Annotated in this window: 18 protein-coding genes; all 18 read left to right on the top strand. The window is 26.4% G+C overall.

Going from position 1 to position 25,700, the window contains the following annotated elements:
• The first annotated feature begins 59 nt into the window (after positions 1–59).
• Positions 60–488, top strand: coding sequence for a membrane-associated protease 1 (locus RYM86_RS00705; protein WP_315076467.1), 429 nt, complete (start codon positions 60–62; stop codon positions 486–488).
• A 13-nt stretch (positions 489–501) separates the two neighbouring features.
• Positions 502–927 (top strand): membrane-associated protease 1, encoded by a 426-nt coding sequence (locus tag RYM86_RS00700; protein WP_315076465.1) that lies wholly within the window; start codon positions 502–504, stop codon positions 925–927.
• Between the two features lie 354 nt (positions 928–1,281).
• On the top strand, positions 1,282–1,728 hold the full coding sequence (locus RYM86_RS00695) for a DnaJ domain-containing protein (RefSeq protein WP_315076463.1): 447 nt from the start codon (positions 1,282–1,284) through the stop codon (positions 1,726–1,728).
• Positions 1,729–1,776: 48 nt separating this feature from the next.
• Positions 1,777–2,334: an FHA domain-containing protein gene (locus RYM86_RS00690; protein WP_315076461.1), complete on the top strand. Its 558-nt coding sequence runs from the start codon at positions 1,777–1,779 to the stop codon at positions 2,332–2,334.
• A 14-nt stretch (positions 2,335–2,348) separates the two neighbouring features.
• Positions 2,349–2,858, top strand: coding sequence for an FHA domain-containing protein (locus RYM86_RS00685; protein ID WP_315076459.1), 510 nt, complete (start codon positions 2,349–2,351; stop codon positions 2,856–2,858).
• Positions 2,859–2,872: 14 nt separating this feature from the next.
• Entirely contained in the window at positions 2,873–3,703 is an 831-nt protein-coding gene (locus RYM86_RS00680) for a protein phosphatase 2C domain-containing protein (protein WP_315076457.1), read from the top strand.
• 386 nt (positions 3,704–4,089) lie between these two features.
• Complete coding sequence (locus RYM86_RS00675) at positions 4,090–5,931, top strand: serine/threonine protein phosphatase (RefSeq protein ID WP_315076455.1); 1,842 nt, start codon at positions 4,090–4,092, stop codon at positions 5,929–5,931.
• The gene (locus RYM86_RS00670) at positions 5,924–7,201 is read left to right on the top strand and encodes a normocyte-binding protein (RefSeq protein ID WP_315076453.1); all 1,278 of its coding nucleotides are present in this window, start codon (positions 5,924–5,926) and stop codon (positions 7,199–7,201) included. The genes RYM86_RS00675 and RYM86_RS00670 overlap by 8 nt, the downstream gene beginning before the upstream one ends.
• Entirely contained in the window at positions 7,198–7,896 is a 699-nt protein-coding gene (locus tag RYM86_RS00665) for a hypothetical protein (protein WP_315076451.1), read from the top strand. The genes RYM86_RS00670 and RYM86_RS00665 overlap by 4 nt, the downstream gene beginning before the upstream one ends.
• Before the next feature lie 108 nt (positions 7,897–8,004).
• The gene (locus RYM86_RS00660) at positions 8,005–10,659 is read left to right on the top strand and encodes a molecular chaperone (RefSeq protein ID WP_315076449.1); all 2,655 of its coding nucleotides are present in this window, start codon (positions 8,005–8,007) and stop codon (positions 10,657–10,659) included.
• Positions 10,660–11,161: 502 nt separating this feature from the next.
• On the top strand, positions 11,162–11,941 hold the full coding sequence (locus RYM86_RS00655) for a hypothetical protein (RefSeq protein WP_315076447.1): 780 nt from the start codon (positions 11,162–11,164) through the stop codon (positions 11,939–11,941).
• 18 nt (positions 11,942–11,959) lie between these two features.
• Complete coding sequence (locus RYM86_RS00650; RefSeq protein ID WP_315076445.1) at positions 11,960–13,402, top strand: contractile injection system protein, VgrG/Pvc8 family; 1,443 nt, start codon at positions 11,960–11,962, stop codon at positions 13,400–13,402.
• Positions 13,403–13,436: 34 nt separating this feature from the next.
• Positions 13,437–14,051, top strand: a complete 615-nt coding sequence (locus tag RYM86_RS00645; RefSeq protein ID WP_315076442.1) for a hypothetical protein — start codon at positions 13,437–13,439, stop codon at positions 14,049–14,051.
• 39 nt (positions 14,052–14,090) lie between these two features.
• Positions 14,091–15,530 (top strand): late control protein D, encoded by a 1,440-nt coding sequence (locus RYM86_RS00640; RefSeq protein WP_315076439.1) that lies wholly within the window; start codon positions 14,091–14,093, stop codon positions 15,528–15,530.
• A gap of 22 nt (positions 15,531–15,552) precedes the next feature.
• Entirely contained in the window at positions 15,553–16,656 is a 1,104-nt protein-coding gene (locus RYM86_RS00635; protein ID WP_315076437.1) for a pentapeptide repeat-containing protein, read from the top strand.
• Positions 16,653–17,174 carry a hypothetical protein gene (locus tag RYM86_RS00630; RefSeq protein WP_315076434.1) on the top strand — a complete coding sequence of 174 codons (522 nt, stop codon included), beginning with the start codon at positions 16,653–16,655 and terminating at the stop codon, positions 17,172–17,174. The genes RYM86_RS00635 and RYM86_RS00630 overlap by 4 nt, the downstream gene beginning before the upstream one ends.
• Positions 17,175–17,930: a DUF4280 domain-containing protein gene (locus RYM86_RS00625; protein WP_315076432.1), complete on the top strand. Its 756-nt coding sequence runs from the start codon at positions 17,175–17,177 to the stop codon at positions 17,928–17,930.
• Between the two features lie 23 nt (positions 17,931–17,953).
• On the top strand, positions 17,954–25,699 hold the full coding sequence (locus RYM86_RS00620; protein ID WP_315076430.1) for an RHS repeat-associated core domain-containing protein: 7,746 nt from the start codon (positions 17,954–17,956) through the stop codon (positions 25,697–25,699).
• The last annotated feature ends 1 nt before the right edge of the window (position 25,700 follow it).

The raw sequence follows: 25,700 nt of genomic DNA, 5'->3' as shown, positions 1-25,700 counted from the left end.
AGATATTAATTAAATATCTATTTTAATTATAAATAAATTATAAAAAGGGAGATGACAAAATGGGATTTAAAGTAAAAGTTGAAGGTGCAGAAACTATTGATTTAAGCATTGAAAGTGTTGAAACAGTAGAATTTAAAACTGATACACCTGATGATTCAAATGCCCGTTCTACAGACCAAGGTACAACATTAGTTATAACAGGAAAAATATTAACTCCAGTAGGAGGAGAGGCTGCTGATAGCACTATAAAATTAGCACAATGGTCTCTTGTACCAGCTGAAAAAGCTGATTGTTACAGAAATGTAAAGGTAGATGTTATTTCAGCATCACAAATAGTAAGACAAATTACATTACCTAATGCATTTGTTGTAGACTACGAAGAAGACTTCGGAGATGCTGAAGGTATTGGTACTTTCAAGATATGTGTGAAACAAAAGAAAGATAAAACAGCTTTTGTAAAATTTGAAGGTGGATTTGGACAAGAATAGGAGGAATTAAAAAATGGGATTTAGAGTAAAAATTGAAGGCGCAGAAACAATTGATTTAAGTATTGAAAGTGTTGAAAAAGTAAGATTTACAACAGATACTCCAAAGGATGCTAACGCACGTTCAAAAGACGTAGGAAGTACAATGATCGTAAGTGGAAAAATATTAACAGCTGTAGATGGGGATCCATTTGATAGCACAAGACAAATGGGACTTTGGTCATTAGTACCAGCAGAGAAAGCTGATTGTTATAGAAAAATAACTGTAGAAGTTATTTCAGCTGACCAAATTATAAGAAAAATTACTTATCCTAATGCTTTCGTTGTAGATTACAAAGAAAACTTTGGTGATACTGAAGGTATTGGTACATTTACACTTGTAGTTAGACAAAAGAAAGATAAGCTAACTCAAGTTACAATTGAAGGCGGATATAGCGCTTAATTATACCTAAAATAATAAAATAGCAATATATCTAATTTTACTATAGTTGCAGAGGATTTAAATTTGACTCACTAACAATTTAAATCCTCACATGCAACTTTTTTAAAACAAATATGAGTATTTTAGTTTTATATACCTTCAGCATCACTAACTATAGTATACTAAAATATTTCAATATTAGTCTATAGAAATTAAATATAGTATGAAAATAAAATCTTAATTTAAGTCTATGTTTTATTAGATTGTTATATATGCATAAGTAAGGGTGTATGAAGTAATGATGATACTTTGTTTATTGCTATATCAAAATATATTTAAAACATATTCTAATTTAAAGAAAAAGCGAGTGATAAAGTGAAAAATTATTATAAAATACTTGGAGTTTCAGAAAGTGCTAATAAAGATGAAATAAAAAAAGCTTTTAGGAACTTAGCTAAAAAGTATCATCCAGATAAAAATAAAGATAATCCAGATGCAATAGAAATGTTTCAACAAATAAATGAAGCATATGAAATTTTAAGCAATGAATCATCTAGAGAAGAATATGATAAAAAGCTAAATAAGCAAAATTCTAATAGTCAAAAAAATGAGAATAAAAATAACAGTAAAAAATCACAAGGTAAATCTAAAGAAAACTCAAATAAAGGTGATGCTTTAAATGATTTAAATCAATATTTTGAAAGCTTTTTTGGATTTAAAGCAAACAGTGTTGATGTTGATGGGAGCAAAATAAAAAAAGATAGTAAAAATCCTATTGATACGAGTAGTATATTTAATAATTTCTTTAATGTAAAGAAATAAGGATTTATATAAAGTAAAAAGTATTAAGAAAGTAATGGAGTGGTTACTTTGAAAGATAATCAAAATAATAAATTGATATTTAGTATTCAATTAATAAATGTTTTTATAGGCATAACAATAACATTAATATTTGGAATAACTTATATGACTATAGAATCAAGGGAACTTAAAGGTTTACTTTTAGGTTTATTAATCATATTTGGAATTATAACATTTATAACTTTATATAAAAAAATACATAATGAAAGTTATATAAAAGAAAGTAAAGGTATAAATACCATTGAACTAGTAAATGAAGATAATGAAATAATAAAACAATGGCCAATTGAAGATAAAATATCTTTTCTTATTGGAAAAAATAATAAAAGAAACGATGTATTTGTAGATTTAGATAAATCTATTTATTCAACATTAGTTGAAGACAATCATGCAGTGTTAAATTATGCTGCTGGAACATGGTATATAGAAGATCTATCTGTAGATAGTGGAGTTTGTATACAAAAAATAGACGATGGTAAAAAGTACAGAATTGTAAAAAATACTCCTTGTAGCTTGAAAAGAGGAGATATTATATTTATTTCAAAAGTAAAATTATTACTTAGATGAATGGAGTGATTTATATGTCATTAATCAGATGTCAAAATGGTCATATGTTTAGTGAGAGACGTTATGGTCCAATATGCCCTTATTGCAATATAGATACAAGTAAAAAAGAAAATAAAAAGGAACTTATACCAGAGGTAGAGGAAGTAGAAACAAATCTTTTATACCAAGAAATAGATCCAGTATGTGGATGGCTTGTATGTATTGAAGGTTGTAGAGTAGGAAAAGATTACAAAATAAAGAATGGGAAAAATTTTATTGGTAGAGCTGATGATATGGATATACAAATACTTGGAGATAACTATATAACAGCAAGAAATCATGCAGTTGTAGTATATGATCCTAAAAAGAAAAACAATGTATTGCTTCCGGGAGATTCTTCAGGAATTGCTTATTTAAATAATGAACCAGTATATATGCCAACAGAACTTACAAATTATGATGTTATAGAGCTTGGAAAGAGTAAATTTTTATTTGTTCCATTTTGTGGCGAACATTTTGAATGGCAAGATAAAGAACAGAGGTAATTTAAATGTTATTTATGAGTAGATATGATCCCAAAGAAGCAGTATTTATATTAATAATATTATTATTTTTATTATGTGTGATAAAGCACATATTGTTTAAGGTTATGAACAAAGAAAATATAAGTTTAGTTAAATATTCACATATAGGTCATGAAGAAATACAAGAAGATTATTTTAATATAAAGAAAAAAGATAATGCAATTTTAGCAGTTATCGCTGATGGTTTAGGAAAAAATGAAGCAGGAAGAATTTCTAGCATTACTGCTGTAAAAACAATATCAAATATGTTTTTAAAAGAATATAGTAATGAAAAAGTGAGTTACTTTTTAAAAAAAGCCATTAATAAAGCAAATCATGAAATACTTAAAAGAGTAGAGAAAAATAAAGGTGGTACAAGCGTTTTAATGGCAATTATTGATGAAGAAAATTTATATTATACTTCTTTAGGCAATTTGATGTTAACTATTTTTAGAAAAGGTGAACTTATAAAATTGAGTGAAGGTCATTGTATGAATGAAGTTGCAAAAGAAAAATATTATGAAGGAAAACTTGAGAAGGTTGAAGCACTTCAAGTTTTAAATAACAAAAAGGTTTTATATTATCTTGGACAAGAAAATCTTAATAATGTAGAAATGAAAATCGATAGTATTAAATTAGAAAAAAATGATTTACTTTTGATTATGAGTAAAGGGATTTATGAAGAAATAAGATGGGTAGATTTTGAAAATATATTAAATAAAAATAAAAAGCATATAGATATAGCTTTAAATGAAATTATAGATGAAATAGAAGAACATGAAGATACTCATAATGGAAGCATAATAATTATGAAAAACAATATGTAAATTAAGTTAAATGCAATGTTTTAAAATAGTGTTGATATTGTAGTATAAAGCTCATGGACAGGGGAATTTACTTTAAGAACTCTAAAATAAAGCTTAGTCCAATTAATGCATGCTCCCAATCATAGATTGTTGACAAGCAATTAATTGTAAGACTAAAAGGAAACTCGACTCATGTACATTCGCTGAGTAAGTTCGAGTAGCAAAATATAAAATTTTGACTCTTACTTAAGAGTTCTAAAAAGTAAATTCCAATGCCAGTTCGCCCTTATACTACAATATCAACATTCACTTAAAACATAGCCTAATAGATAAACCTCATGGATTGAGGAATTTATTTAAAACATAGAGTAAAAATAAGCGCATTTTAATAAGTTAGGGTGAGACAAATGAGAAAGTTGAATTCAAAATTTAAGACAAGCTTTATATCAGAAGAAGGAACATATCTTCAAAATAAAGATTATTTTGCCTTTGTAGAGCTTGATAAGTTTGGATGTTATGCAATTGCTGATGGCATTGATAATGACACAGAAAATGACACTGCTCAAATTGCAGTAACAACATTCATTAAATTATTTACACAAAATCCTACTATGAATAAATTTACACTAAAAAAGTATTTAAATAAAGTTAACGAAGAAATAGTAAAGACAAGTAAAAATGTACGACTTAAAGCATCTATGACAATAGCTATAACTAATTACAGTAAAGTTAGGTACATTGTAATAGGAAATTCAAGATTCTGTTTTTTCAAGGATGGATATTTAAAAGAAAAAAGTAAGGATTTATCTTTAACACAACAACTTAGTGATAAAGAAATGATTGCCTTAGACAAGGTATCAAAACATATAGAAAGAAATAATCTTTCATGTTATTTAGGACAAAATAAATTAAGCTCACCATTTATATCTAAAAAAATCAAACTTAACGATGGTGATGTATTTACATTGCTTACAAAAGGTATATGGGAAAATTGTGATGAAAAAGAAATAGAAGATGCTCTAGAGGGGGCAACAGAACCACAAGAAGTTGCAGATAGAGTTGAGGATATGATTTTATCAAAGCAATTAAATAAGTTAGAAAACTATACACTAGCTGTAACATTTGTTGAAAAAGCATATATAAATCCAAAGAAAAAAGCTATGATAAAAAAAATCTTATTTGCAGCAATTCCAATAATCTTAGTTTTAGTTATAGCATTAGTAGTATTTAATGTAAAGCAAAATAAAAAAAGAGAAGAAATTGCATCTATGAATAATTATATAAGTGAAGCAAATGGATACATAGAAAATGAACATATTGAAAAAGCAAATTCAAAATATGAAGAAGCATTAAAAATAGCAAATAAATATAAACTTAAAAATGACATAAAAGAAATAGATGGTGAATGTAAGTATACAGAAATAATACTTGAAGGTGACAAAAAGCTTGAAGAAAAGAAATTTAATGAAGCTTTAGATCAGTACTTATTAGCAATGCAAAAAGGCGAAGATGTTGATGATAAAGCAAGAGATTATATTTCAAAGAAGATAGATATAACTAAAACTTGTATTAGTGTTGCTGATCTTTTAGAATTTGCAGATAGCCAGTTGGAAGCTGGAAAAGAAGAAGAAGCAGAAGCAAATTATTTAGAAGCAAAAAGACTTGCTTCAAATTATTATTTAAAAGATGAAAAGCAAGAAGCTATAGATAAACTTAAAGGAATATATGAAAAGCAAGGCAAAGAAGCAGAAGCACAAAAGCAAGATGAGGAAAAGGCTAAGGCAGAAGAGGAAAAAGCAAAAGAAGAAGAAGAAAAAACTAAGGAAAAAGAAGAAAAAGCTAAAAAGGAAGATGATGATCTCCAAAGTAAAGCTATAGACCTTAGAAAAAATGGTGATACACAATATGTAGCAGGTGACTATGTAGGAGCAAAAATGTATTATGCTTTGGCAAAAGAGGCATTTGAAAAAATAAATTCAAATAGTTTAGCAAATGAATTAGAAGAAAAAATAGTTCTTATGGATAAAAAAATAGAAGGGCAATCGCAAACAAAAGCTGAAGGTGATATATATTTAAATGAAGCTAATGAAAGATATGTTAAAGGTGATATAACTTCTGCTAAAGTTTTATATACACTAGCAAAAGATGCATATACTCAAGTAGGCCTTACAGAAGAAATAAAATCAATAGATGAAAAATTAAAGGTATTAGATAAAGAAATAGCTAGTACAGGTGGTAAAAATGAATAGAATTTATGAAAAATTAAATGAAATAAGCGATTTAAATGATAGAGTAATGCTAAAAAAAATAATGAATAGTGTATTTACTTCATTAGAACAACATAGTGAAGATAGATTTAATGATTTAGAAGAAAGAGTTTTTGATGAAATACAATATTTAGAAGAAAAATATAATGTGTATTCAACAATAATTGATAGAAAACATTTAGATGTAACTAATGAATTTTTATTTCCAATGATAGAAGAAGATACAGAGGAAAAAATATATGATGTAAAAACAATTATAGATAATTTAAATGATGATGTATCATCTAAAATGTTTAATATATTTCTAAAATGTGACTACAGTACTTTTAAACAATTTATATCTGAGAATTCAGAAATAACAGGAACTATTGAAACAAATAAAAAAATCCATAAAGCTTATTTTAAAGTAAAACCAAATACTGAATATAAAGAGAAGATAAATACTCTATATAAGTCTTTTATAAATAATAATGCTATGTGGAAAACAGTTAATATGCCTTATATTAATAAAATAGCACAAATATTTCTCACAAAATGTGAAGATCAAATAGATGAAGAAGAAGAAATTGTAAAGATTAACATAGACTTTGGTGATTATAGCAAATATATAAAATACGATATGGTGCCACTTTGGAACATTAAAGAGATTAAATTAAAATGTGCAGGGTTTCCAGTACCTTGTATAGATAAAGTTAATTATGAACATGATATTTCAATTGAAAAAGAAGGAACAAATCATGGTTACTTAGTTAATTTAGATGAAGAAAATATGGATTATGTAACAATAAAAAAGAATTATATAACCATAACATCAAAAATCTCTGCTTCATCTCCATGGCTAGTCTATAAGATTGTAAATTATAAAGAAGATAATACTAAAAAAGATAATTATGAAATTATGAGTAATTACAAGAACGTTAATTTTTCAAATAGATTTTTATTTAATAATAGGTATGTTATAAAAACAAAAAGTGAAATAGCAAAGCTTATAAATTCATTTGAAGTGTCAAAACATTTAAGATTTAGAGATTTAAAAATAGAAGAATTTAAATTCGATGAAGACAAAGAAACCTACGATGCTAATGATTTTATAATAGATGAAATAAGAGAAGATAACATAAAAAAATCTTTAGTTCTATACTTTGAAGCAAAGAATAAAGAATATTATTTAAATAATGATATTTTAAGTTTTTTAGTATCAGAAATACAAATTATTTATCCGGAATATAAATGTGAAGGAAGATTAATATGAATTACATTTATGACATCTTTATAAAAGCAATAGAAGAAAATACGCCAACAGAAGGAATTAAATTTAAACAAGCTGAGATATATAGTCCATATATGGAGTTAGCTATTCAAAACATTAATACAAATAAATTACCACAAAGTGAATACATTGAAATAAATGCTTTATATAGATTTCAAGAGATATTTGGAGAATTGTTTGATATTAATTTTAAAGAAAACACAGAATTAAAAGATGTATTATTTGATATATTAATTCATTATTTATGTGAGTTAGATTTAAAACAAGGATTAAACAAAAATGAATTTTATAAGAAGTTTTTATTTAAAGACGTAATAAATAATGTATATGGAGAAGAGTTAGCTAAAGATATACTTTGTTTTAATAAAGAAGAAATAGATATATTTTTAAATAGTTTTATAACTTTATATAAAACAGGAACTTCACTGCAACTTTTTAATGAAATTTTAGCAAAAATATTTAAATACAGCATAGTGTATTTAAATAAAGAAAGTTCAAAAGATATATATATTTATTTAAGTGAAGTTGAAGATAAAATTCTAAAAGGCAAAATAAATGCCATTATAAATACCTTTTTACCTATAAATATGAATGTGTATTTATTTTGGGACAAACATTTTGGAATTTTAGGTTCTGATAATACCATGAAAATTGATGACATAGTAATGATTGAATAAAAAGTTATAAATATAATTTGTATGTTTTTTCTTTTTCATTGAAAAAATGAATTGAAAAGTATAGATGTTATTAACAATTTAAAAACAACCAAAAATCAGGAGGAAAAAATGGGATTATATACATACAAGTTGCATAAAAAACAAGAAGAAAATATTTCAAAAAGATATAAAGAAAAAGACTTAATATTAATGACAACTTTTCAATTAAGAGAGATATGTAATAAAGAAAAGTTGGTAAAAAGTATAGTAAATCCTTTAGATAAAGAAGAACTTATAAAACTTATAATGAAGTATAGAGGAGAAAAAGATAGTCGTTTAATAAATCATAATATAGATGGCGGTATAGAAAGAGTAGAAAAATTTATAAAGAGAAGTAATAAAAAAGAAATGCAAAGTCATATTACAGACTACTCAGGAAAAATAGTAATTTATAAAGGCTTATCTCTTGATATTTATGATGAATATGAAGTGAAAAGTACTAAAGAACTAGAAGAGGGTAATGTACTTTTAGTTGATAATAATTTTAATATTTCTACTGTACTTAATATAAAAAAGATAAAAATGAATAATGAATATAAATACTTTTTAGTAAAAGGTAAAGATGTTTTTATTCAAGAAAATGAAAGTAAATTTTATAATCTAATATTTTTACTTCAAAAAGAGTCAGAGCTACTTTATGATATATATGAAAATAAAGTGGATTTTCAAAATTATAATTTAGAGTACTCATCTGTGCCTATTTTACAACTTGAAATAAAAGAATTAGAAGAGACAATAATGCCAATTGCTATAGATTTTGGAACATCAAATACTACAGCAGGGATTTATATAGATAAAGAAGTATTTCAAGGATTAAATGATAATTTAATTAGAAATATAAATTTAGAGGATTATGAAGATGATAAAGTAAAATTAGTAAAACTTTTAGATACAACTAAAAAAGATTATAGCATAACTCCACTAATTCCAAGTGTAGTAGGCATTAAATATATAAATGAAAATGAAGATGAAGATAATGTGAAATATATCTTTGGTTATGATGCATTATTTGCATCAAAAAAGAGATATATTGATGACAGTTTAACAGTTTTTTATGATATAAAAAGATGGATAAGTGATTTTGAAAAAAGTGAAAAAGTAATAGACATTCATGGAAAAACAACACTTGTAAAGAGAAAAGATATCATAAAAGCATATTTAGAATATGTCATATCTTTAGCAAACCAAAGATTTAAATGTAAATTTAAAAATATTTACATTTCATGTCCATCAAAACAAAAGTATAAATTTCATAAATTATTTGAAGAAGTATTAAGTGATTATAATGTTGAAAGCAAAAATATGATAGAGGAAAGTGTCGCTGTCCTTTATAACACAATAAGTGATTTTATAGATAGAGATAAGTATTCAAACGGAGATGAATATAAGGCATTAATCATAGATTGTGGAGGGGGAACTACAGATCTTTCAGGATGTAGTTTTAGTATAAGAGATAATAGGGTTTCATACAAAATAGATATAGAAACATCTTATGAAAATGGAGATACAGACTTTGGAGGTAATAACCTTACATTTAGAATTTTGCAATTTATAAAAATATTAATGGCAAATGCATTAGCTAGAGATAATTATTTAGAAATTAAAAAAGCTATAGTGGATGAATTTAAAATAGATATATTTAGAAACATAGATAAATATGGAATTGATCAATTATATGAAGACTTAAACCGTGAATATGAAAGAGCTGAAGAAATAATCCCAACAAAGTTTAAATTATATGAAACTAGAAATAAAGAAGACTATTGCAAAGCTAGAAACAACTATTATTTCTTATTCAATTTAGCAGAAGAAATTAAGAAAATATTCTTTAGTAATCCAGAGCTTATAAAGATAATATTAAGTCCAAATGAAGTAAAAGAAAATCTAGAAATAATATATAGTGCTCAAATTATATATGATAAATGGAAACTATCATATATAAACAATGGAAAATTGCAAATTATAAAAGAGGCACCAACATTAAATCTTACAACATATGAAATAAGTACATTAATAAAAGGTGATGTATATAACATAATAAAGAAATTCTTAGAAACTTTATATAAAAATGATGAGCTCTACGAGTATTCATTAATTAAACTTACAGGTCAATCATGTAAGGTAGACATATTTAAAGATGCTTTAAAAGAATTTATACCAGGAAGAATAATTGAAATAAATAAAAGTAAAAAAGATGCGAGTGAAGATTATGATCTAAAGTTAAGTTGTATTAAAGGAGCATTAAAGTATCTTTATTCTAAAAATTTTGGATATGCTGATATACAAATTCAAAATAATATGCCAACACTTCCTTATACACTTACAGCATTTACACATAAAGGAGACGAAATCACATTAATTAAAAATAAAGCAATAAAAAGAGGTTTCGTTTCAAGATTTATGGACCGAGTTATATTAAAGCTTTATTTAAAAGATAGTAGCAATAATGTGAAATACGAGTATGATTATAAGTTTAATAATGAAGAATTAGAAAAAACTGATGCTGTTAGCATTATAGAAAATTATTCTAATATAAGTCAGCATGAAACAGATAATATTGAAAATGATGAAATAAAGTTTTTTGTTTGGGCAGAAGAAGAACTTTGGGGATTTTATGTACTTGCTATATTGAGAAAAGATCATGAATTGTACATCAGTAAAGAAAAGTTCTTTTATTTTGAAAATGATAAATGGGAGAAAAATTTCTTTGATGGTCTTAAGTAGTTTTAAGGTTAGTGGCAAAAATCGAAATGAAAGGCATACGTTTGCTCGGTTACTGAAAAGTTTATTGGGTGTTTCTAACATTACAAGTTGTACCCAAAATGCTAGCTTCAAAGATAAACTTTGAACAAGCACATTTGGAACAACTTATAATGAAGAAACACTAACCAAAAACTTTTTTAATGTAACACTACACAAAAGATACCTTTCATTTCTAATTTAACAATTAGCTTAGAGTATCACATCTATTAAAAATATTTTAATACGGTGTTGATATATGTATAAGTAAAATGGACTGAGTAATTAAACTTAGGAATACTAAAATGACTATAGTCCCATTTTAGCTTGCTCCAATATAAAATTGAGACAAGCAGTAAATGTGACAATACTCATTAAGAATTCTCAAAGTCCAATTACAATGCCACTTTACCTATTACATATATCAACACATGTTTAAAACAAATATAGAATTTATTGCAAAGAATTAGATAAAGAAGGTGATTTGGTGTTTGAAAATAGATATCCACTATTTGAGAGTGGTAGACTTTTGAAAATAGATATGCTTAATGAGCTTAGGGATTATCCAAGAACATTTATTGACATAATGCTTAAAGAGTATTGTGATGGAATAATCTCTGGATGTTCAATAGATGTAGTAGATGATTTTTTGATGATAAGAAAAGGGATAATTAAATATGATGAAGTGATCTATATTTTAAAAGAGGATACAAAAATAAAATATGAATGTAACAATAAACTTACTATATTAAAGGTAAGATTTTTGAAGCAGGTAATAGAAAAGGATTGTATAGAAAATTGTACAGAAATTTATTTGGATGATGAACATGAATTAAAGGAAGATGAAATGGAACTATGTAGATTTCAGCTTAGAGAAGGAGCACATTTAAGAATAAATTATACTGGTTTTGAAGATTTATCAACGGAGTATGACACTGTAAATTTAATTAATGTTCCTCATGCCACTAAAAGCATAAAAGGTCTATCACCAATTATTTTAAGTATGTTTGGCAAGGAACTAATAAAGTGCAATATTAATGAAGCATGGGACATAACTTTTGCTACTATGTGCATTCAAAATAAGGATGCAATTGAAAAAGATATAATAATAAGCTACTTATCATATAAGCTAAATATTAAAGAAAAAGATTATTCAAATGAAGAATTATATTTATATCTCTTAGAGGTACTAAAAAAACAAAGGGAAGATTCAGGAACAAGTAATAATCATAAAAGAGGAAGGTATAAAAAGATATTGATAGATTAAGGGAGGATAAGAAATTTTATGAAAGAAAATTTTATAGCATATGATAACCTTAGAATAGCACCATATGAACTTCAATATATACAAAATATGACTATAGAAAATGAAATTAATGATCATGGTATTTTAAAACTTACAGGTGTTATAGATGATCAATATAAAGATCAGTATGTTCAATCAACAGATGAAGATACTGTTATAGAAATATTTTACGAAAAAGATGGTTTGAAATCAGGAGTATTTTATGGTGTAGTTACAAATATAAAAGTTACTATAGTAAATTCGGTATATACATTATTTTTAGAAGCGAGAACTATTGATTATCAATTAGATTTAGAAAAGAAAAAAAGAGATTTTCAAGATGTAAATATGACAACACATGAGCTTATAGATGAGGTAATGAAAAATTATGGTAATGCTAATTATCAAATAAACATACCAAATGAAGCAATTGGTAAATTTGTACTTCAATATAATGAAACTGATTATGAGTTTTTAAAACGTATAGCATCTAAATACAATGAACCGCTTATAAGTGCAATGGATATGAAAAATATGCACATATATATAGGAGTACCTGATATTAAGGTAGAAAATAAAGAGAATATTATTGACTATTCCATTTCGAAAGAAATTAATGAATATAATAAAGTCAAAAATAATGATAAGGAAAATGTATCAGAGACAGCGTTTATAACTTACAAAATAAGAACTCAACAAATATTTAATGTTGGAGAAAACTTTAATTTTGCTTCACATAGATTTTATGTGAAAAAAGCAATATATAAAATCGAAGGTGGACTTTTAATAAATAACTATGAATTAAGAACAAAAGAGGGGATTAGAACTAATACTTTATATAATATGAATGTTATAGGAATATCAGTTAATGGGTCAATATTAGATGTTCAGAGAGATAAAGTAAAAGTTAAGCTTAATATAAATACTAATATTGATACTTCTAAGGCTTATTGGTTTCCTTATGCAACAGTAGCTTCTTCACCAGATGGTGGGGGGTGGTATTGTATGCCAAAGGCAGGAGAAGAGATAAGACTTAATTGTCCAACAAAAGATGAAAGTGAAGCTTTTGTTGTTAACGCTATATCAGGAGCATCAGGAAAGAGTGGAGCAGAAGCAAAAAATGATAGAATGTCTAATCCAGATATTAAATCATTACAAACTGATTCTGGTCAAGAAGTAAAATTTACATCAAGTGGTGTTGTTATAGAATGTGGTGGAAGTGCTGCATCTATGAACTTAAATAAAGATGGTACCATACAAGTTACAGGACAGAAAAACATAAATATAGCTTGCGCAAAAAAACTTTCATTAAGAGCAGAAAATGAAATGACAATTGGTGCACAAAAAAGTATTGACTTATTATGTGATTCAGGAAGCAGTTTGATTATGTCTGAAGGAGATGAAATATTGATCTCTGGAACTAGAACTCTTAATAATGGATAAATTTAAAAAATAGATTTGAATAAGGAGCATAAAAGTGAATAATATTGATGAAAAAATAGCCAAACTAAAAATGTCTCAAAGGTTACAAAAAGAAAATGTAGAAAAAGAAAGCTTAAAAGAAGAAGTTGAAATAAAAGAACAAAAAATTACTCTTGAAGAAGTTATAAAACAAATAGAACAAGGTGAGGTTAGAATACAAGAAACAAAATTAAAATTTGAGAAAACCTCATTTTTAAATGGAATATTAGAAATGCATATTCCAATAGGGTACTTTGAAGAAAAAGGAAATAATAGCAATAGTATTTCTTTAGTAAATGAATTTTATGGAGTTAGCTTTACAGCAAATTATATTCCAAAAGGAGCAGTAAAACAAAGTTTTGCTAAGTTTAAAAAAGGTATGGAAAAAGGATTTAAAGAAATGGAACTTTATTTGGAATGGATAGAAGAAGGGGAAATAGGAGAAGGCTTTAATAAGATAAATTATGGTGTATATAAAAATCCAACAGGGAAAGGTAATTTATATAATGTTATCTTTTATAGACAAAAAAAAGATACTGTATTTATTGGAAATTATAATTGCTTTTTTAAAGATATAGAAGTTTGGGAGCTTATTATAAAAGCCACTATGCATTTAATTAAAATAAATTAATTTATATGAGAATATGCAGAGAGAAGGCGGGATAAAAATATGGATACTAAAAAAACACCAGAAGCTATTAATTATGAAAAAATTAGAGTTGATGGTTATAATGTACTTTCAATAAAGTATATGAAAATAGATACAACTATAAATGAACATGGTACATTAAAACTTAAAGCGATATTAGAAAATGGAGATATTAATGATATATATTCAACGACAGATAATAAAACTATAGAAGTTTATTATGATGAAACTGAAAAAACAACATTGTTTTATGGGGTAGTTACTGATGTAGAAATAAGTGTAGAGCTAGGAGTATATACAATAGAATTAGAAGCAAAAACTTTGTCATATTTAATGGATATAAAATTAAAATTAAGATCTTTTCAACACATATCTTTATCAACTCATAAACTTGTGAATCTTATAATGAAAGATTATCTAAATGCAAATTACATTCTAAATATACCAGATGAAGAAGTAAAAGAACTTATTATTCAATACGAAGAAAGTGATTGGGAACTTTTAAAAAGAATTGCTTCAAAGTATAATGTTGGGTTATTTCCAGTTATAGATGATAAAACAATAAAATTTACTATGGCCATACCAAATCAGGAAAAAGAATTATTATCTGATAACATAAGCCATGAAATAAAGAAAGATGTAGAAGAATATAGATATATGCTTATAAATAATCTAGAAGATGCAAAAGAAATTGATTATATAACATATAAGATAACAAACTATGAAGTTCTTAAACTTGGGGATAGCATTAACTTTATGGGTCAAAAATTCTTTGTTTTTAAAGGAGAATATGAAATTAAAAATGGAATTTTAGAAAATACCTATGAATTAAGAATAAAAAATGGACTGCGTCAAAAAAGAATATTTAATACAGCAGTTATAGGAAGTTCAATTAATGGAAAAATAATGAAAATTCAAGGGAGTCAAGTGAAAATCCATTTAAATATTGATAAGTCCCAAGATGAAAGTAGTGCTTACTTGTTTGATTTTTCTACAATGTCAGCGTCAGAAGATGGAAGTGGATGGTACTGCATGCCTGAAATTGGAGATAGTGTGAAAGTTTATTTTCCAACAAAGGATGAAGATGAAGCTTTTGCTGTAAGTGCAGTTAGTGAATATAAGCAAATGGCTACAGAAAATGAAGATAGTATGGGAAATCCAGATAATAAATATTTGAGAACAAAGCATAATAAACAGGTTAAATTAACACCAGGTGGAATTTTTATATCTTGTGATAGTGGACAAGCACAAATGAACCTTTCAAATGATGGAGTATTAAGTATTTCAAGTCAAAAGGATGTAAATATAAATGCAAAGGGAAACATAAAAATTCAAGCAGAAAAAAGCTTTTTAATAAGTTCAACAAAAAGTATAAATTTCGCATGTGATAAAAATGGAGGATTAAACTTTGACAGTGAAGGGCAAATAAAAGAATTGGGTACTAAAGTAAATAATAATTAATTAGCTTTAAAGGGGCGATAATGTGAACAGAAGGGAAGCTTTGAAAGAATTTAAAGAAAAGGTTTGTTTAAATTTAATAGAAGATTGTAAAAGTAGATTTCAAGATAATGTGATAAAAAATGAAGAAAAATTAAGGGACTTAACAATAAAAGGTATTAAACAAGTAATAAAAAAGGCAAAAGATTTTCAAAAAATAAAAGAGGATTATAAAATAGCAGTTTTTCAATTTGAATTTTTAAGAGTAGACGTGTTAAATGAAAATTATAAAATATGTATACATGGTTATGACAGAATGTGGTATTTAGATGAAAATTCAATAGTTGAATATTTAGACTTGAAATTTTTATATGAACCGTTTATAGAGCTTAAAGAAAAATTAATTAAAGAGAAAAAAATATATATTGGAAAAGTAAATAATTATGATGTTCAAGAAATAATTATGAACTTAGCATACCAATGTTATGAAAATTTAAAAGAAAATATAAGAAATATTTTTTGGGATTGTGATGAAGAAGAATATATGAAATCAGATTCAATAGAAGATTTTTATACCATAAGGTGGAGTGATTACCATGGGAAAAGTGAAATTGTCTTTGCTATGGATAATAAAGAAAAAACAAAAGTAGATATTTTAAAATTAAAAAAAGAGGATAAAGAAAAATTACCATTTGTATATACTGTTTGGAAAAATAGTCTTATAGAAGATAGTAATTTAGCAAATGAAAATTTATTATTTATTAATTTTAAAGGAAGCACTTTAAAAAGAATTGACTTCTCAAAAAGTGAAATAGTAAGAAGTCAATTTAAAGATAGTAAAATAAATAACTGTGAATTTAAAGAAGCTAATTTGGTAGGAACAAGCTTTAAAAATTCAGATATTGAGTATACCAATTTTAATAAGTCTAATTGTATAGCTACAGATTTTCAAAATACAAATTTAAAAGATGTAGATTTTGAAAATGCAGATCTTAAAGGATCAAAATTTATAAATGCAAAATTTCATAATGTGGATTTTAAGGATGCAAATTTAGAAGATGCAATTTTTAATGAAAAAGATATTCCATTTATTCATCTAACTTCAGAACAATTACAAGCAATATATATATGTGGAGGAGATGAAATTTGAGGTATTTTATTTTAAAACAAGATAGAAATTTAGAAAATGCAATTGAAATAGAGGGATTTAATAATAGTCAAAAAATGATCTTATTAAAAGCAGATGAAGATAAATTCAAGGATTCTACTAATGTTCCTGTGAAAGGTAATGAAAATAGTGTGTATCCCGATTTAATTCAAGCACCAGTATTGCTTGTCTCAGAAAATCTACATAAGATTTTTAAAATACATGAGAATACAGTAATATATAAAATTGCTGTTTTTACTGATATAAAAATGGAAAAACAAAATGTATATAGGCTTGTTTTACCAGAGTTTATAGATGGTTTAAGTGAAAATACAATATATTTTAAAAATGGTTGGGTAGATAAAATAGTTTTAGATAAAAAGAAAGTAGGAGATTACAATGTTTTTCAGATAAAAGCAGGAGTAGAGTACTACTTTATTGTTTCTTTAGATGTAGTTGAAAGTATGCTGAAACGAAATTTATTTGTTGGAATAAATTTCCATGAAGTGGAGGTGGAATAAATGTCAAATGAAAATGAAGAAAAGTATGGACAACTTATAGGAACAGTAAAAAATGAGCTTGAAAAAGGTGTAAAAGATACTTATGATTCAGTAACAGCTATAGGCACAATGGCTAAAAATGTAGGTGGATATTTAAAAAGAGATGCTGAAAATGGAGTAGATTGGCTGTTATCTTCTAAAGAAGAAAAACAAGCTAAAAAAGAAAAGGAAAAAGCAGAAGAAGAGCAAAAGAAAAAAGAGGAAGAAGATGCACAAAAAGCAGAAGAAGCTAGATTAGCAGAACTTCAAAATAGCTATATTCTTCATACCGCTGTTATTTTATGCTCATATGCAGCACGACATAGCTTTCTTGTTGTACCTCAAAGTCATGGTGAATTTATACATGGAATACCTCAATTAAATGTTGAAGATAGTAAACCTAATATTAATATAATAAGTTTTGGTGTATGCACAAGTCCACAAAATCCTAATGTACAAGCAGCGGCAAAAGAAATAGCAAAAGAAATTAAAGAAAGGAAAAAAACTTTTACAGAAAAAGTTTTGGATTTATTTGCTAAAAAGCCATCTGAAGATATAGGAGATGATTTGGTTAAGCAATGTGCAGGTAAATGTGAAGCAACAATACTTACACCTTGGATAGATGGAAAAGAAGATGTGCTTATTGATGGAAAGTCAGCTTTACTTGGTAAATGTAAGCTTGAATGTAAGTATGATGGGGATATAACAATATATACTAGTGGACAGATTACTGAATAAATAAAAAGAAAGGGAGGAGCTATATGATACTCACCTATAGGGGATTAAAAGTAGAAGTACCTTATGATGGTCTAGAGGTACAGAATATAGAAATAATCGAGAAAATTAATGATCATAGTAAATTGAAATTAAGGATATTAGTGCAAGAAGAAAAACTATCTGAATATATAAATAAAGATATAAGTGAAGAAAAAGTAACAATAACCAATGCTTTAAAAGAGAAGTGTAGTGAAAATAAGTTATTTGTTGGAAAAATAAGTAATGCTAAGATATATTTTGAACGAGGACTTTATGTAATGGAACTTCAATGTATATCTTATACAAAAGACTTTGATATTAAAAAAAATAGCAGAACTTTTTGCAATTTAGATATGACTTATGTTGAATTTATAAATAAGATCTTAGAAAAATATGATAGAAAAAGTTTTATAGACAATTTAACACAAGAAAAAGCAATAGAAGAATTTATACTTCAATATGAAGAAACAGAATGGGAATTTTTAAAAAGAATAGCAAGTCGTTTTAATGGTGTTCTAGTTTCAGAATGTACAGAAGATTATGGAAGATTTCATTTTGGAATTCCTGAAATAAATAATAATAAGGAATTAAAAATTGATGAATATGAAGTAGTTAAAGATATACACAACTATAATAAGCATGAAGTAATGAATTTTCAAGAGAATTTTCTTCAAGAGTACACTAACTGGGAAATTATAAGCAATATTGAGATGAGTTTAGGAGAAGAAATTTTATTTAATAATGTAAAATGTGTTATATCAAAGATAAAAATTGAAACATATAAAGATGATATAAGAAGAATTTATACATTATCATTAAAAAGAGGACTTAGAAGCTTAGAAAAACTTAATCATAAAATTTTCGGAATGAGTTTACCCGCAACAGTTAAAGAGGTTAAAGGTAATACAATGTGTGTTCATTTTGAAATAGATAAGCAATATGCAACTTATGCAAATCAAAAGTATTTTACTTATGCAATAGAAAGTAGTAGCTGGTATTGCATGCCAGAGAAAGAAAGTAAGGTCCATATTTATTTTCCAACAAATGATGAAAAAGATTCAATAGCAATTCATGCAGTGAGAGCAAATTCAGGAGATGCTAAATATTCAAGTAAAACTCAAAATCCTGATATAAAATCATTTTCGCATACAGGTGGAAGTGAAATGCAGTTAACGCCAAGTGATATGAGCTTTGCAGCTGATGAGGGGAGAAGTGTTGTTTTAACTTTATCTCAAGGAGGAGACGTTTCTCTTAATGGTCAAGATATTACTTTTAATGCATCAGAAGATTTTCAGCTTGGAATAAGAAATGGTGATGGAGAAAATCCACCATTTAGACCAGAGACAGTTGAAATTTCAGCTAAAAATCAAATAGCTTTATCAAAGGGCGCTATTGGGGTTCAAATGGCAGAACAAATTTTTGTTAATGCTTCAGTTATAAAATATGATGGGAGTATTAAAGACGCAGTAGCTTTACCTGATGAAATCGCAAATGTCGGAAGTAAAGATGGTGATATGATTGAGAAAATTAATAATCAAGCTAAAAGTGAAATGGAGCAGAAACTTCAAGAGGCAAAAAGCAAAACTGGCTTTGGATTAGTTGCAGCAGCTATTGGAGCTGTTGCGGTTTGCGTTGGAGTTGCTGTATTTGCAGCGGCAACAGTTGCAACAGGAGGTTTAACATTAGCTATTGCAGGAGTAGCAGTAGCTTCAGGTGTAGCAGCAACTGCAGTAGGATTTGCTGAAGTAGGGGAAGGATTATCAGATTATAGTAAGGTTCAGAGTGGGGACTATTCAAAATCTACTAATTTTATGCGAGACACAATTTGTAAAGGAAATGAAGGACTTTACAAGGCAATAAAGTATGGGTCAGTTCTTATAGCTGGAGCAGCAACAGCAGTATTAACAGGAGGAGCAACAACAGAAGCTTTAGTAAGTACATTTAAAAAAATGGGTGTAGATGCTGCTATGGATGCAGGTTTTAATTTATTAGCAGATTATGCTGATGATGGAAAAATAAATAGTGGAATTGAAAGCTATATAAAATCTCTTGTAACTTCTAATTCATTATCTAATATGAATATTGCTGGAATGAATAAGTTTAAAAAACTAGAAAAAACTAAAAATATTTCTTGTGATACTTTAAAGGTAATTAGAATTTCATCAGATATTGGATTGGATGTATTAGGGCAAATTGGAACTAGTGGAGATGCTAATATTACAACAGCAGTTTTAAAGAAATATGTAGGAAATAAGCTTTGTTTTTCAGATCCAGTAGATGGAGCAACAGGAAGTTTATATATACCAGCAACAGATATAGTATTACCTGATATTCATGAAGAGTTTAAAGTAGAAAGAAAGTATGAATCTTTAAATCATAGATGTGGACTTTTAGGCAGAGGATGGACAGTAAATTTTGAGACACTTTTAAATGAAGTTGAAGAAAAAGTAAATATACTTTGCAGTGATGGCCATATTGAAACTTTTTATAAGATTAATAATGAGTATATAAATGATAAGGGTGGAGCTAGGTTATATTCATTAAATCGATATGAGGATTATTGGGAATTTAAATCTTATCCAGAAAAGAAGACTTATAGATATGATAATGAAGGAAAACTTATTGATATAACTGATAAAAATAATAACAAGCTCTATGTAACTTATGTTGAAAATCATATTGAAACATTAACAACCTTCTCAAATTATAAATTATTCTTTACTTATAAGAATAATAAGATAATTGAAATTAGAGATGAGTTAGGCAGAAGTGTCCAATATAAATATGAAGGAGATTATTTAACACATGTTGTTCATGTGGATCAAGGTATAACAAAATATTCATATAATGAAAATGGACTTATAGATTCAATAACTGATCAAAATGGACAAACTTATACAAAGAATTTCTTCGATAAAAAAGGAAGAGTAATAAGACAAGATTTCCCTAACAATGATAATTGCGTAATAACTTATGATGATATTAATAAAGAAGTTAGTTTTTATTATGAACAAAGTAAAAGAACCGAAAAAACAAGATTTAATAAAGATGGATTAATAACACATTTATTTTATGAAGATGGTACAACAGAAGAATTTAAGTATGATGAATATGAAAATAAAAATTATATAAAAGATAGAAATGGATTTGAAACTTTCAAAGTATTTAATGAATATGGAAGTTTACTAAAAGAAACATTATCAAATGGTTTAGTTAAAGAGTATGTTTATGATGAAGAACAAAATTTATTAAAAGAAAGAGATAATTTAGGAAAAGAAATACTATTTTCTTATGATAGTAAAGGAAATTTATTAGAGAAGAAAACAAAGATTTCAGTTGGAGAATATAAAACTGAAAGTTACACATATGATTCTTATGGAAGAATATTAGCTAAGGTTGATGGAAATGGAAATATTTCAAACTATGAATATGATAGCGGTAGTTTTATAGAAGGTAAAAAAGGAAAAGCCCCTGTAAGAGTAACTACTAACAGTGGTTATGATTATGAATATGAATATGATGAAGTAGGAAGAAACACTTCAATATCAACAGGTTATGGAACTATCAAATTTGGTTATAATAATCTTGACTATGTTTCAAAAATAAAAGATGCAAATGGAAATGTAACATTAAAAAATTATGATAAAATGGGTAATCTTATAAGTATTTATACTCCTAATGCATGCTTAAATAATAGGCAAAATGGACAAGGTTATCACTATAAATACGATCACATGGATAGACTTATATCAATAAAGAACCCACTTGGAATTATAGATAAAAGTATACGAGATAGTGAAGGAAACATAATAAAAGAAATAAATCCTAATTATTACGATGATAAAACTGAGAATGGATTAGGAATAGAACATGTTTATGATAAAGATAATAGAAAAATAAAAACTATTTACCCAGATGGTGGAATTGAAAGATTTTATTATGATGCAAATGGAAATGTTATAAGGCATATAAGCCCAGAATACTACAATAAAGAAACTGATGATGGAATAGGATTTAGTTATACTTATGATAGTATGAATAAATTAACTTCTATATATAATGAAGAAACAGAAATTACAGAAAAAACTTTTGAATATGATCTTCATGGAAATATAATAAAAGAAATAGATAATGATAAAAATGCTACATTGTTTAAATATGATTTATCTAACAACTTAATTGAAAAGAAGGTTCCTGTTGAAATAATAAATTCAGATTCAAATGAAAGCTCAGATAATAAAAATTCAGAAAGTAAAACAAAGTATCAAGTAACTTCTTATTGTTATGATAAAAATGGAAATAAGATATTAGAAAAGCATGGAATTGATGCTATATTTGAAGATGAAATATGCAACAATTATAATGAAATTTACTTTACTTATGATAAAGAAAATAGACTTATAGAAGTTAAAGATAAATGTGGAGCTAAAGCAAGATATAAATATGATTGCTTAAACAATAAAATATATGAAAGTTTTAAAATTAATGATAGTACAAATAAAATAATTCATTATGTTTATGACAAAATAGGAAATTTAATTGAGAAGAAAGAAGAGATAGATGGTAAATTTATATCTTCTAAGAATAAAGGAAAAAATATTTGGTCTATAACAAAATATGAATATGATAAGAATGGAAATTTAACGAAGATAATAACTCCAAAAGGTTATGAAATAGTAAAAGTTTATGATGAAATTGATAGAATTATAGAAGAGCATGAAAAAGATGAAACAAATAATATATTTAGAAGTCGTGTTTATACCTATGATAAAGCTAACAATATAATAAGCATAAATGAATATAGTGGCGAAGAGGCAAAACTTATAAATTCTAAATATTCAAGTGAATTTAATTATGATTTAGATATATTAAAGAGATATGAAAACAAGAAGGAAAACGAAAAACTATTTAAAGAGATTGACTTTAAAATCGATAAAAGGAAAAAGAACTATACTTATGATTCACAAAATAGACTTACTCATTTCACTAATGTAAGTGGAAACACAGCAAGATTATTTTATGATAAAAATGATAGAATAATAAAACAAATACTTCCAGAACAATATGATAATGAAAAAGATAATGGGGTAGGAACAACATATAAGTATAATATTAAAGGACAAGTTGTAGAAGTTAAGAATGCTTTAGGAGAAACAGTTACTAAAAATACTTATGATCCAAAAGGAAATTTAAAAACTTCAATTGATGGAGAAAATAATAAGGTTGAATATACTTATACATTATTAGGGCAAATAAAGGATGTTGTAACTCCAAATTCAAGAAAAGAAGAAAGATTAGCTCAAAGCTATAAGTATGATGCTAGAGGAAATATCACAGGAATTGCCGATGGTAATGGAAATGAAACAAGTTATCTTTTAGATGGTTGGGGAAGAATAATTCAAATAACAACTCCTGAAGGTGGAATAGAGAAATACACATATGACTATGCAGGAAATATAACTTCAACTACTGATGCAAATGGTGGAACTATTGAATATTTCTATAATAGTTTAGGACAAGTATGTGAAATAAAAGATCAAGAAGGAAGTAGCGAATACTTCTATTATGATGAAGAAGGAAATTTAATAAAGCACATTGATAGAAATGAAAATCATATTGATAGAAAGTATAATGTCGATAGAAATATAGTTTCAGTTGAAGCATATAAACTCGACAATAAAGCTATAGAAAATGAAAAAATAGAATTAAAACAAAAAGAAAGACCTAGAAGAACAAGAGACTTTAGAAAAAGAGTATTAGAAAATCTGGAAAGAAAAGAAAACGGCTTAGAAAACAATTATCCATATAAGACAGAAAATAATATTAATAATAACTCTAATGATGAAGTCAATGAATATGAAAAGTATAAGCTAAATGTAATAAGTCAAAGATTTAAATATAATCCAGATGGAACACTTAATAATGCATACACTGGAAATATGATATATAATTACACATATAATGATGAAAAATTACTTGAAAGTAAGAGTGCATCAGGAAGAACCTTAATAAGTTATACTTATGATAAAAATAATAATATCAAGAGTATAAAAGACATCACAGGAAAGAACAGTATTTATAGTTATGATGATGCTGATAGAGTAAAGACAATAGTAGATGATAATCAAAACACTTTAGCATCTTATGATTATTACCAAAATGATAATATAAAATCTGTAACTTTAGGAAATGGAATAAAATCAGATTATACCTATGATGGTGATGGAAATGTAGAAAGTCTAGTTACAATAACATCAAATGGTGAAGTATTAGTAGATTATAAATATGCTTATGATTTAAATGGAAATAGACTACAAAAAGTAAGTTCAAAGCACAAGAATTTCTATTCTTATGACAGCATGAATAGATTAGTTGATAGTAGCTATGATGAACGATGCGAAAGCTTTACTTACGATAAAGTAGGAAATAGATTAAGTAAGACAACTAATGATATAACAGAAAAGTATGTTTATAATGTAAAGAATCAATTAAAAGAGCTTCATAATAAAAATGGGGTAAACTACTTTACTTATGATAAACAAGGAAATACAATAAAAGAAGAAACAAAAGATGGAAATGACATCTTTGAATATAATACCTTAAACCAAGCAGTAAAAGCTATAACTAAAGAAGGAAACACTTTAGTTAGCAGGTATGATACAGAAGGTTTAAGATGTGAAATAGAAGAAAATGAGAAATTAAGAAGATTTATTTTCAATAAAAATGGAAATATATTAGTTGAAAGTGATGAAGATTATAATGTAATTTCTAGATTTACTAGGGGTTATGAAGTTGTTGCAGCTGATATTGCTGACAAAACAAACAGCTCCATAAATTACAGTTTGTCACGATATTATTATTCTGTTGATGAACAGGGCAGTACTGATTTTATAACAGATGATTCTGGAAATATTAAGAATGAATACTATTATGATGCTTTTGGTAATGTACTACATTCAAGAGAAGAAGTTCATAATAGAATAACTTATACAGGACAACAATTTGATGGCATTACAGGGCAATATTATTTAAGAGCTAGATTCTATAATCCTGTTGTTGGCAGGTTTACTCAAGAAGATGTATATAGAGGCGATGGGTTAAATCTTTATGCTTATTGTGGAAATAATCCAGTTAGGTATTATGATCCTAGTGGGTATTCTTGTGAGACTAAAGCGAGTGCTTTTGGAGAAATGTCTTATGAGGATGGAAAAAGATATAAAGAGCATTGGGAAAGTTTAAGTAATGGTAACGTAGATTATGAAACAAAAATAAGAAATTATAGGGGAATTGATATTAGTGGAATTGATTCTAAATATTTAGGTGATCCAAATTATATTGTAGAAATGCCATATGTAGGCAAGAATAAGAACAATAGTAATTCTCAAGGATGGAAGAGGGATTCTAAATTTTTCTTCAAACAACTACAAGCTCAACAACCAGAAATTTTTAGTAAAAAAAATTTAAATCGAATAAATAAGGGTAAGATCCCGATAGTAGATGAAAAATTTATAAAATATTTTCCTCAGTATTCTGATAACCTAGATGAAGTAATTAGGCATCATCATATAGGAGGAGGTAGTCAAGCTATGCCAATACCAGATAGTTTACATCCAGGATATGGAGGTATTCATAATATAGAAAAAGATTTTGGGATTTTGGTAGAAAATACATTAGATGAACTATTTGCTAATGAAGCAGAAATAATAAAAAATAGTACAGTTAGAACTAAAAATTGGAATAAAATTAAATAGA

Origin of the sequence: uncultured Clostridium sp. (assembly GCF_963527835.1) — a bacterium.
Taxonomy (GTDB): Bacteria; Bacillota; Clostridia; order Clostridiales; family Clostridiaceae; genus Clostridium.
This window is presented reverse-complemented; position numbering and strand designations above follow the sequence as displayed.

What these genes read in the sequence shown, in the direction of transcription:
- RYM86_RS00660 (WP_315076449.1), top strand. Translation starts at nt 8,005, where the DNA reads ATGGGATTATATACATACAAGTTGCATAAAAAACAAGAAGAAAATATT.
- RYM86_RS00675 (WP_315076455.1), top strand. Translation starts at nt 4,090, where the DNA reads ATGAGAAAGTTGAATTCAAAATTTAAGACAAGCTTTATATCAGAAGAA.
- RYM86_RS00680 (WP_315076457.1), top strand. Translation starts at nt 2,873, where the DNA reads ATGAGTAGATATGATCCCAAAGAAGCAGTATTTATATTAATAATATTA.
- RYM86_RS00650 (WP_315076445.1), top strand. Translation starts at nt 11,960, where the DNA reads ATGAAAGAAAATTTTATAGCATATGATAACCTTAGAATAGCACCATAT.
- RYM86_RS00685 (WP_315076459.1), top strand. Translation starts at nt 2,349, where the DNA reads ATGTCATTAATCAGATGTCAAAATGGTCATATGTTTAGTGAGAGACGT.
- RYM86_RS00670 (WP_315076453.1), top strand. Translation starts at nt 5,924, where the DNA reads ATGAATAGAATTTATGAAAAATTAAATGAAATAAGCGATTTAAATGAT.
- RYM86_RS00625 (WP_315076432.1), top strand. Translation starts at nt 17,175, where the DNA reads ATGTCAAATGAAAATGAAGAAAAGTATGGACAACTTATAGGAACAGTA.
- RYM86_RS00705 (WP_315076467.1), top strand. Translation starts at nt 60, where the DNA reads ATGGGATTTAAAGTAAAAGTTGAAGGTGCAGAAACTATTGATTTAAGC.
- RYM86_RS00640 (WP_315076439.1), top strand. Translation starts at nt 14,091, where the DNA reads ATGGATACTAAAAAAACACCAGAAGCTATTAATTATGAAAAAATTAGA.
- RYM86_RS00620 (WP_315076430.1), top strand. Translation starts at nt 17,954, where the DNA reads ATGATACTCACCTATAGGGGATTAAAAGTAGAAGTACCTTATGATGGT.
- RYM86_RS00665 (WP_315076451.1), top strand. Translation starts at nt 7,198, where the DNA reads ATGAATTACATTTATGACATCTTTATAAAAGCAATAGAAGAAAATACG.
- RYM86_RS00700 (WP_315076465.1), top strand. Translation starts at nt 502, where the DNA reads ATGGGATTTAGAGTAAAAATTGAAGGCGCAGAAACAATTGATTTAAGT.